Below are 10,799 nucleotides of genomic sequence, written 5' to 3'. Positions count from 1 at the left end.
CCAAGGCTGATCCGATCGCCTGGCCGGTTCCGCTGTTAAAGCCCATGCCGATCTCTTCGTCGTTGAAGATGATCCGGCGAATCTGCGCCACTGGTGGCATCGTCGATCCCTCCCGGTCGGGTTCGTTTTGCTGGGCGGATGTGTTGCAGGGTGCTCGCCCCGGGAGTCGTGTGCCTTCTTCCAGGATGGGCTGTGTGGGTGGTTCCGCAACTTGGCTAGGGTCGACGCTGCGGAGATGTACCTGCAGGCCGGCCCGCGCTGGCTGTGGCCGAACGCCGCGAGCAGCAGAGCCCTCAGGGACGTCGACGACGGCGAGACCGTGCAGGGCGCACGGACAAATGGACGAGTGAGCAGTGTGAGATGACGCTCAAGTCAGAGGATCTGTACCTCCTCAAGCGAGCTTTGTGACGGCCGCGAAAGGCGCTTTGGAAAATTGAGGGGAGGTCGGACACGGCAGCTGCAAGTCTTGATCGTCGAGGTGTCAGGGGCTTTGCATGAACGCGGTCTGCCCGGTACGTCGGACTGACGTGTGACGTGGCGTCAGGGCGAAGGACGCCCCGGGGCCGGCAGGACCGCGACGTTCACCCCGGAATGGCGCAGACATTCGAGGAGGCGGGCGTTGTATGCCTCCAGTTCGACGTTGCGCAAGGTCAGGACCTGGATCTGGTTGGCGTAGGTGGCCAGGGTGTCCTTCAGTTCGCGGAGCTCGGCGGCATGCTCGCTGCGAAGTTCGCGCTCCGCCTTCTTCAGCCGGGACACCTCCGCCCGCAGCTCCTCCGGTTCCGGGCGACGGGTCTGCGGCGCCTCCAGGATCTCCGTGTACGGCTTCCACGAGCTGCTGCACGTCGTCGGGCAGGGTGAGCGGCTGCTCGGGCCGTCGGGCGAGGTAGGCGGCGGTGGCGAGCGGCAGGAACGGGGAGTCCAACGGGCGCCAGGCGGGCGGCAAGAGGGTGCGGCCGCGATGGTCGGTGGGCTCCAGGACGATCAGGCGGGGGCGGTCGCCGGACAGCCAGTCGGGCCGCTTGATGTGGTCGAAGCGCCACAGGCGGCCCAGGCGTTGCAGGAGGGTGTGCAGGGGCGCCAGGTCGCTGACCATGACGTCGACGTCGATGTCGAGGCTCATGTCCAGCAGGCTGGTGGTGACGACCACCAGCCGCCCGGGGCGCTCGTCGGCTGAGGCCAGGGCGGTGCGGATACGGCGGATGAGAGCCTCGCGTTGGTGGCCGGGCAGGCGGGCGTGCAGCAGGAGCAGCTGGCCGTCAGGGCCGCCGTCCGGCCAGTCGAGGGCGGTACGCAGATGTGTGTAGGTGGTCTGGGCGTCGGCCATGGTGGCGCAGTACACCGCGGCGCAGCCGCCCGAGCGGGCGACGGGGGCGATCTCCTGAGTGATCCGCTCCAGGCGGCTCTCCCGGGCGGGTGTGTCTTCGGGGTCGGTGCAGGAGGGGTGGCGCACCGGGTGGAGACGGAGGTCGGCGCGGCGGTGGTGGCGGTCGGCGTGGGCGTCGGCCGCGGCCGGGTCGATGCGGGTGAGGGAGGCGTCCGAGGCGGCGGCGTAGAGCCAGCCCGGGTAGGGGGGCCGGCAGTCCAGGTGGGCTGTTGCGGGGTGCGGGTGGCCGGCGCCGTCGAGATAGCTGCGGACGAGTTGTTCGCTGATGTGGCCGGGCAGAGTTGCGGACAGCAGCACCACGGGGCAGCCCAGGGCGCCGAGCCAGTGCAGCAGCCGGGACAGTGTCTGCCGCATGTACGGGGGCAGGGCGTGGACTTCGTCGACGATGACGGTCCGCCCGCACAGGGCCAGCATGCGCAGGGCGCTGAAGCGGACTGGCAGGGCGGCCATGAGGGCCTGGTCGTGGGTGGCGACGGTGAACTGGGCCAGCAGGGCCCTGTCCCAGCCGCGCAGCCAGCCGTCGGGCACCGTGACGCGTTCTTCGGGCCGCTCCCCCGCAGTCGGCCTGCCCTCGTCATCGTCGCCGTCGTCGCTGTCGCTGTCGGGCCAGTAGGCGTCGCTGGTGGAGGGTTCGTGGGCGGCCAGGCGGTGGTCGGTGTAGGCGGTGTTGTCGTAGCTGTGGCTGTGGACCAGGGAGACCGGGGCGTGCTCGGGATGGTGGGCTGCGACGTAGGCCTCGAGGAGGTCGTAGGCGGCGTCGGTGGTGGCCGTGGTCGGCAGCAGCCACAGGATTCCGGCCGTGTCCCCGGAGGCGTTGAAGATCCGTGCTGCTTCCAGCGCGGTGACGCTCTTTCCGCCGCCGGTGGCGTCGGTGACCGCCAGGATGCCGGGCCCCTTCTCCCTCACCGCGGCAGTGAGTTGCTCGATCACCGAGGCCTGCAGGGCGTTCGGCCTCTCCAGGCCGCCGTGTGCCTGGGTGAACGGCACCTGCGGCAGGGTGATGCGGGTCAGCCCGGACTCCTCGACCACGGCGGGGGCGTCCCGGACGGCCTGGGCGTAGTGCTCGCCGGCGCCGAAGGCGGGCGCCTGGGCTTTGGGCAGCCAGTAGTGGCGCTGGCTGGCCAGCCGATCCGCGATGATGCCGATTCCGGTGATCAGCACGGCAGCCGGCACCGAGACGTCCGAGGGCACCGCGGTGGCGCCGGTCAGGTGGCGCAGCAGGGCGAAGTAGCGGCGGCGTAGATCCTGCCAGGTCGGTCCGCCCAGGGCGAGGTTGACCCGGGAGGCTTTGGCTGCGCCGTCGATGTCGACCTGCAGGAACCGGCCGTGGTGGCCGCCCAGGATCTGGGCGACGAGCACTCCGGGGCTGTCGGAGGTGTCGGCCGGATAGCCGGCCTCGGCCAGCAGGTGCAGCACACTGTGCATGGACGCCCGTTCGTGCGGCATACGCTGCCAGTCACGGATGTCCGCGCGCAGGGTGTCGCTGACCCGGGCCCAGGGATACGCCTCCTGTTCCTGGAACGCCGACAACTTGCCGAGATCGTGCAGGCCGGCGATGAACATCACCAGACAGCGCGCCTCGGCCAGAGTGAGCCCCAGCCCGGCGGCGATCAGCCGACGCTGACCGCGGGTCAGGTACCGGTCCCAGACCACGCCCGCGAGCGCCGCGGCATCCAGCAGATGAAACAGCAGCGGATACACCGCCCACGCCGCGCGGTCGAACTTGCCCCACGGCGTCAGATCGATCCCGCCGCGCCGGGCATCCTCCCGCACCCCCACCAGCCCGCTCCCGCTCCGCTCTGCGTCAACCCACCCTGCAATAAGGAGTGTTGCGCCTATCCTGCCGCATGCAGAGCATCTCCCCCGGCGCACGTCCCTGGAAGGGCAGGGTGTAGCCTACGATCGGGGTTTCGTCGGTTTCCTCATCCTGTGAGGGTGCGCCCCTGCTGGTCATCACGGGCCGCTCAGGGACCTACTTTTCCCCACACGCGTGGGGATCAGCCGTACAGCAGGGCGGCCGGCTGGACGATATGCGGCCCTCCCCACACTCGTGGGGGTCTGTCGACCTTTCCCCGGTCGACAACGATCGTCTTGGGATGCTCCCCACGCACGGGGGCTTCTCTCAGGTCTGGGATGCCGACCACGTGCAGCCCCCGTCTTCCCTCCACACGTGGGGGTCGTTCGCTTTCTTACATGCTCCGAGCCTTGCTGCGGTCGCCCTCCCCACACACGTGGGGGTCTGTCCAGCACGCGGGGATAGACGGGATACCAGCGGGGTGCCCTCCCCACGCGCGTGGGGGTCTGCCTCCCGTCGTCGAACAGATTTTCCTGGGCCAACGGTCACTTCGCCACGTGCGTGGGGGTCTGTCCAGGGTGTTGATACTGCCGAAGGTCCGCTCGGCGTCTTCCCCACACCCGTGGGGGGTCTATCGAACATTTGACCGCACCCGACGTCACGGGCGTTCAAAGCGCCCGCTCCAGGTCGGCGATGACCGGCAGAATTGAGATTGGCGGATGGTGACGCAGGCCGGAGCGAACCCCGACGGCGGATCACGTGGGAGGCAGAGCACGGGCCGGGGCGAGGAAGTGCAGGGGATCCCAGATGTCCGATCACCACTCCCCCGGCCACGGTCGGGCTTGGGATAGGCATGGTCCTCTTCTCTGACCCACCGTAGGGCGGCGGTCACCCTGGCGCCGTGGGAGTGGTCCAGGCGGACCGTCACCGTGCAGGCTGCGGGCATGTCATGGCCGATGGCGATGATGTCGAACGACCCCGGATCATGAGGGCCTTCCCGCTCATCCAGTGCGTCATCGCCAAGAACGCCGGCGTCCGTCTTGATGACTCCGTATGACCACTGTCGTCCATCGCAACGCCCGATCGCGCGCACGCCGCGCCCGGGAGACTCAGAAAGCAACAGGCGGATCATGCGGACGCTTGCTGGCGAGCCCCGATCGCGCCGGCGCACCCGGCATTCCGCGCCCCGGCCCAGGCTGGGGCGGCTGAGCTGTCTGGGGCGTGTGTCACGAAGGTGAGCTGTGGGATGTGGCGTTGGTGACGCGTGTCCCCGATCCGGTGCCGTTATCGGCTCGGCTGCGATAAGACAGGGAGCCCATAGCGCAGGGGGGCGAGCGTGAACACGGCACAGCTGGTTGTGGTCGTAATGGTGGGCTTGGGTCTGGGGGTGCTGTGGAGGCGGCACAGGTATCCAGGCGGTTGGGCCTTCGCATTCAGCTGGAAGTACGAAAGCGACCGCAACACCTTGGCGAATGCGCGCAGCAAGGCACGTGCGGTGTCCCGCAAAGCGGCTGAGGCCGAGTCCGCCGCGCAGGCCGAACTCACCTCGGCGCAGGCCGCCTACGAGCGAGGACTGCGTCAACTGGAGCAGCAGATAGCGCGGCTGCGCAATCCCGGTGCCGGTGAGCGACTGGGCAACCTGGGAGAACTCGTCCTGTTCCAGCACGTCGTAGTGGTGACATCCGGACCGGCAACGCGCTCGATCGAACTGGCCGGCCTCGATGCCCGTTTCGACACGGGCAGGACGAACCACTCGATCTACCTCACCGACGTCACAGGGCGGGTGCACCGTGCGAAGTACCCTCACGTTCTTCCCGCAGCGGATGACCAACAGCGATTCGATGAGGAAGCGGTGCGCGACTTCACCGTGGCCATCCAGAACGCCGTCGCCGACGAGAACAGCTTCCGCGCCCGGATCCCCCGCCAGCTCACGCAGGCTGAGCAACAGTTGGAAGAAGCCCGGACCGACACCCGTGCACAGGAGGCAGCACGCAAAAAGCTCGCCGTCGTACGGCAGCGCAACCGCCAGGACCCGCACCGCAAAGTTGCAGACTCCGAACTGGAGGACGCTCTCCAGGACTGGAAAACCCTCACAGGTCACCTCCCACCCAAGTAGTGGGCGGAGAGGAAGTTGCTGGCAGCCGTGCTCAAGGCGTCCGGCAGCCAAGGCCCGCTGGCCCCGTGAAGCATCGCCCGCTCACCGGCAGCGCCGACTTTCGTGAAGTGCAGAAAACAACGTCCCGGCCCGCCTCACTCCTGACCGGCGGCGCACTCGCACCTGCTGCCCCCCAAGGCCAGACAGTCTCAGCGGCCGCGTCAGCAACAACCGCTCCCAGGGCGCCAGCCTCATCAGCCACCAGATCAGGTAAAGTGATCGAAATACCACCGGTTGGTCTTCGGACGCAGAGGCCGTCAAGGGTCCTCCCCGCGCACGCGGGCGTCTATCCGACTCCAGTGCCGGAAGATCGATGAGGCCACATTCTTCCCCATGCACGTGGGGGTTCATCGTTCCGGGCCCGGGCGCACCTGACCACCCAAGGGAATCCTCTCCACGCAGGTGGCGGTCTTCCCAGCTCCTCGCGGCTGCCGAGGAAGTAGTCGCTGTCTTCCCCACGTATGCGGGGGTCTGCCGTTCGCCAACCGGGCACAGCTGTCCGTCGCCGCATTCCTCACACGCGTGGGAGTCAGCCGTACAGCAGGGCGGCGAGCTGAGCGATGCGCAGCCTTCCCCTACGTACGTGGGGGTCTGTCCACGAAAGCCCAGGCCAGCAGCACGCCTTTCAGGTTCTCCCCATGCACGGGGGGGTCTGTCCACTCTGGCCGTTTACACCTGCCTGCGCGAGCTGCTCTCCCCACAGACGTGGGGGTCTGTCCCAACGCTCGACCGTGGTCCAGGTCACCGGGGCGTACTCCCCACGCACACGGCGGCTGTTCGGTGCGTAACCCCTACTCCTCGTCGCGCTTGCCCGGCCGACGGCACTTGACGCACCCTCCGCATCCGGATGCGCCACGATGAATAGCCCCAGCCCCTCAAGGGCCAGCCAGCCCCGCTCGGCCAGCCGGTTCAGCTTCGAGCGCAGCCCTTCGATCTTGGACTTGTCGGTGCTCAGCCCGGCCGCGGCAGCCACCTGCCCTGCCCGCATCGCATGGCCGGTGTCCGCGAGCGCCTCCACCAGGTCCTGGTAGGAGCGCGGCAGCACCGACACAGACATGCCCGGCCGCCACGGCGGCACCGTCAGCACCCCGATCGGCGAGCCCTCCCCGGACTGAGACGTCCCGGCCGGTGGCTCGGTCGACTGAACCAGCTCCTGCGTTCCGGCCTCGCCGAGGATCTCGGTGACCGTCTCCCGGGTGATCTCCAGCCGGGAGAGCATCGACTCCTCGCGATCCAGCGACTCGGTCAACTCCGCGATCTGCTGCCGCAGTTCCCCGATACGGGCGCGGGCCGCCGCCTCCCGCACGTCCAGTTCCTCAAACAACGAGCCCATCGCCGCCCCCAAGGTCGTGACGACACCGTAGGAGACACACCACTCAGACCGCAGCCCGAGGTTCAAGTTCCCAGCTCAGCCAGTCCCCGAGGGAGAGCTGCGCCCAAGGACGACCGCGGCCAGGCAGCAGCCCTCACCCGCACGGCCAGGTCATGTAAAGTGAACAAAAAACGCTTTGCCGATCTCCAAACCACAGGTGAGCAAGGGTCTTCCCCACCCGCGTGGGGGTCTGTCCGCCCCGTAGACCTGCGAGAGCAAGGTAGGGCCGTCTTCCCCACCGCGTGGGGGTCTGTCGGTGACGGTCAGAGAGCCGGGAAAGCGCTCCGGGTCTTCCCCACACGCATGGGGGTCTGTCCAGAGCGTCGACGGACGCGAACAGCTCTTCCTCGTCTTCCCCACGTAGGTGGGGGCTGTAAGCCTGCAGAACCCCCGTGCTTCGCCTCTTGTTGCGCCTTCCCCAAGCGCGTGACATCTCCTCCAGCCAGGCAAGCAAAAACAGCAGATCAAAGGACTGGCCCTATGGGCTTCTCATTTCGGAGCGCTGGGGATTCTCATGTCACTGAATCTTCTCGCTTGATGTCAACCCAATTACTTCCTGACCAGCCATAAGGGATGACATCTAGGTGAGAAGTATGCGTGACATCGCAATGAGAAGTCGCACGCAGGGCGGTGAGGTCGGGGTCGGGTGGCAAGATCGTCACCCGACCATCCGATGGTGCAGACCCCTGCCCTGTCAGTGCAGACTTCTGCACTATCCGTGCAGGTGGACACCCAGGGTGACGGCACGACGCGAGTGCGGGGATCTGCACTACGGTGCGGACGGCTCCCTACCGCCCACCGGGAGCGCCCAGCATCCCGCCGCCCGGATTTCGGATGGGTGCGGATCCTCTGAAGTGATGGCAGGGATCACGCTCTGAGGTCGAAGTAGGGCCTGGCCCGACGTGGTGGAGGAGGGCTACGTTCGGATGATGCGGATCTTGCATCTCTCTGACACTCATCTCGACGCGGCAGGCACCCCGGACGCCGATGGGGCCGATGGCACTGCCGCGCTTCGTCTTCTGCTGGACGAACTCCAGTACGTGGACTGCCTCGACGCGGTGGTCATCACCGGTGATGTTGCCGACGACGGTTCCCGTGAGGCGTACACGCGGGCCGGTGAGCTCGTGTCCGCCTACGCGGGCCGACGCGGGGCGGAGGTCTTTTACGCGACCGGGAACCACGACGACCGCAGCGCGTTCCGTGAGGTGCTCGGCAGTGGCCACAGACAGCCCGAGGCTGCGTACGAGGGGGCGGCAGGTGAGCGCGCGGCGGTCAGCACCGTCAGCGGATGGCGGTTGATCACGCTGGACACGCTCGTTCCGGGCAAGGGCTACGGCCGCCTGGACCGCGGTCAGCTCGACTGGCTACGGGAACTGCTGGCCGTCCCTGCGCCGTCGGGCACCGTCCTGGCGTTCCATCATCCGCCGGTCGCCCTGGACGTCGAGGTCCAGCAGGCGCTGGGCCTTGAGAACCCTGCAGAGCTGGCCGAGACGATCCGCGGGACGGACGTTCAGCTGATCTTGTGCGGGCACTTCCACCTGCAGATTCTGGCGCGTATGGAGCAGGCGACGGTCTGGGTCACCCCAGGGGTGGTCAGCCGCATCGACCTGACCGCCCAGCCGGGTACCGAGCGTGCGGTCCACGGCCCTTCGGCCTCCCTGGTCCGTCTGGGGGCACCCCATGGACCGCTGATCCATACGCTTCACGCCCGGGATCCGCGCATGGGTGAGACGGTTTACGAGGCCGACGAGAAAGAGATGCGCGAGGTCATCAACAGGCTAGGCCCTCCGCAACGGGCCTGACTTTGCGGGCTGCTGCGGAAGGCGCCCCGTTGCTATGTGGTGATGCCGTTGCCCTCCTACCGTTGGGTGTGGAGGTGGGGCGCCATGGTGTCGTTACCGGAAGAGCTTCGAACGCGGGAGGCGGCGGCTCGCCGCTGCGTGGAGGAACTCCAGGCTGAGGCTGCGGAGTTGGCCATCCGGCTGGAGAAGGCGCGGGAAGATCTGTCGCGACTGGAGATCACGCGGGAGACCGTCACGCAGGTGCTGGCGGATCTGTCAGCCGCGGAGGCCGAACCGCACGTTGCGGTCGGGGACGTTCCGGAAGCGAACGAGGCGTCGGTGCCTCACGGCGTCGGGGTGATGATGGTGCCACCGTGGCGAGAGGGTCTGGTCATGGCGGTGCTGCCGGATGTCTACCGGGACATCGTGGAGATCATCGCTGATGCGCCGGGACCGGTGCAGGCCAAGCAGATCGTGCCGCGGATCGGTCTGCCGACGACGACCGGGAAGATCGAGGGGACCCGGGGCAAGCTGAAGCGTCTGGTGGAGCGCGGCTGGCTGGACGAGGACACGCCGGGACAGTTCACCCTCGCCCGGCAAGGCCCGGGGCGAGATCGGGGCAACTCCTAGTGACCAAGGGGCTCTTCTCCGTAGATTCGTAGGTGCCAACCAAAACGAATCACTCCCGAAGAAGAGCCTCGATGAAACCGTACGACGCCTTACCCGAGCCTGATCCGTATGCCGCCTCCCGTGATGCCTTCGAACGCCTCATCTCGACGCTGGCCGACGGCCCGGCGGCGAACATGTCTCATGACGAACTGGAAGTACAGCTCGAACAGCTGGGACGCGAACTACTGCGGCAATTGATGCAGAACCACCTGGATCAGCGAGCCAGGAAGGAGGAAGTCACGCTGCGAGCGGACGGAGGACTCCCGCTGGTAATCGGTCCGGAAGGACAGCCGCGGACCTGGCGAGAGCGAGGCCACCGACGCCTGCTGACCTGCGTGTTCGGGCCGGTTAGGGTGACCCGGATCGCCTATCGCGGCCGCGGCGAGGCCAACGTGCACCCGGCGGACGCACAACTGTCGCTGCCCGCCGGCCGGCACTCACGCGGACTGGCCAAGCTCGCAGTCCGGGAAGCGGTCCGCGGCTCGTTCGACCAGGCCGCCGCTGCGATCGAGCGTCGGTGCGGGAAGGTGCTGGGCAAGCGTCGCCTCAAAGAGCTGGTGGTCGCCTCCGCCATCGACATCGCCGCCTTCTACGCGGCGAAGATTCCCACCCCGTGCACCCGCGAGATGCCGCTGATCATCCAGGTTGACGGCAAGGGTGTGGTGATGCGCCCCGAAGCGTTGCGCGAAGCCACCCGCCGGGCCGCGGCCAGGAGCGCAGCGGCCGGGCGGCGCGGACGTCTGGCCCCGGGCGAGAAACCCAACCGCAAACGCATGGCGACGGTGGCCTGCGTCTTCGACGTTGCTGCGGCCCCGCGGCGGCCGCACGACATCGTGCACCCGCCCGGCGGCCGCAGCGAAGCCCGGCCACCCAGGCAAGGCCCGAAAGCGGAGCGCAAATGGTGCACCGCCTCGGTGATCCGTTCCTCGGACCAGGTCGTCGCCGACGCCTTCGCCCAGGCCGCAGCCCGCGACCCGCAAGGTCTGCGGGACTGGATCGTGCTCGTCGACGGCGCCCGCCACCAACTCGACCTGATCCAGAACGAAGCCGCCGCCGCGGCATCCGCCTGAACATTCTGCTCGACTTCGTGCACGTCGCCGAGTACTGCTGGACGGCCGCGCACGCCTTCCATCCGGTCGGCAGTTGCGAGGCCGAGACCTGGGCCGCGGACAAACTCACCGCGATCCTCGCCGGACACGCCGAGCGCGCCGCCATCGAGATGACTGCCCAAGCCGCGGCCGAACAGCTTCCCGCCACCCGCCGTGACGCCGTCACCACCTGCGCCCGCTACCTCACCGGTCATCTCGACCAGCTTCACTACGACACCGCCCTCGCGGCCGGCTGGCCGATCGCCACCGGCGCCGTCGAAGGCGCCTGCCGCCACCTGATCGCCGACCGCCTCGACATCACCGGCGCCCGCTGGGGACTTGACGGAGCCGAAGCCGTCCTCCAACTCCGCGCACTGATCACGAACGGCGACTTCGAGGACTACTGGCGCTTCCACGCGGCCCGTGAACATCAACGCCTCTACCCCAGCCCCGACCAGCAGAACTACAGCCTCACCGCTTGATCCCGACCGTCACTTCAAAGGATCCGCACCCATTCGTGATTGCGTCAGCCGACTCTCCCTTGTGGCCTGC

The 10,799-nt window shown here is 68.0% G+C and carries 5 protein-coding genes and 1 pseudogene; 4 read left to right on the top strand and 2 right to left on the bottom strand.

Annotated features, from left to right (window positions below; all coding sequences use genetic code 11):
• Nucleotides 1-481: 481 nt before the first annotated feature.
• Nucleotides 482-3,166, bottom strand: a complete 2,685-nt coding sequence (gene cas3 / locus CLM62_RS09540) for a CRISPR-associated helicase Cas3' (protein WP_257003769.1) — start codon at nucleotides 3,164-3,166, stop codon at nucleotides 482-484.
• 1,352 nt (nucleotides 3,167-4,518) lie between these two features.
• On the opposite strand from cas3, the gene CLM62_RS09535 reads away from it, so the two are divergent.
• Entirely contained in the window at nucleotides 4,519-5,298 is a 780-nt protein-coding gene (locus CLM62_RS09535) for a hypothetical protein (protein ID WP_143658994.1), read from the top strand.
• 664 nt (nucleotides 5,299-5,962) lie between these two features.
• Here the strand turns inward: CLM62_RS09535 and CLM62_RS09530 are convergent.
• The gene (locus tag CLM62_RS09530; RefSeq protein WP_143658993.1) at nucleotides 5,963-6,670 is read right to left on the bottom strand and encodes a hypothetical protein; all 708 of its coding nucleotides are present in this window, start codon (nucleotides 6,668-6,670) and stop codon (nucleotides 5,963-5,965) included.
• A 968-nt stretch (nucleotides 6,671-7,638) separates the two neighbouring features.
• Between CLM62_RS09530 and CLM62_RS09520 the strand changes: the two genes are divergently transcribed.
• The 3 genes and pseudogenes from CLM62_RS09520 (at nucleotide 7,639) to CLM62_RS09510 (ending at nucleotide 10,729) form a co-directional block, all read left to right on the top strand.
• Complete coding sequence (locus CLM62_RS09520; RefSeq protein ID WP_095749409.1) at nucleotides 7,639-8,511, top strand: metallophosphoesterase; 873 nt, start codon at nucleotides 7,639-7,641, stop codon at nucleotides 8,509-8,511.
• 168 nt (nucleotides 8,512-8,679) lie between these two features.
• Entirely contained in the window at nucleotides 8,680-9,120 is a 441-nt protein-coding gene (locus tag CLM62_RS09515; RefSeq protein WP_257003768.1) for a hypothetical protein, read from the top strand.
• Between the two features lie 71 nt (nucleotides 9,121-9,191).
• A pseudogene (locus CLM62_RS09510) lies at nucleotides 9,192-10,729 on the top strand (ISKra4 family transposase).
• Nucleotides 10,730-10,799: the final 70 nt, after the last annotated feature.

It is taken from the genome of Streptomyces sp. SA15 (assembly GCF_002291145.1).
In the GTDB taxonomy this organism is placed as follows: Bacteria; Actinomycetota; Actinomycetes; order Streptomycetales; family Streptomycetaceae; genus Streptomyces.
The sequence above is the reverse complement of the archived record's forward strand: the minus strand, read 5'-3'. Positions and strand labels throughout refer to the sequence as shown.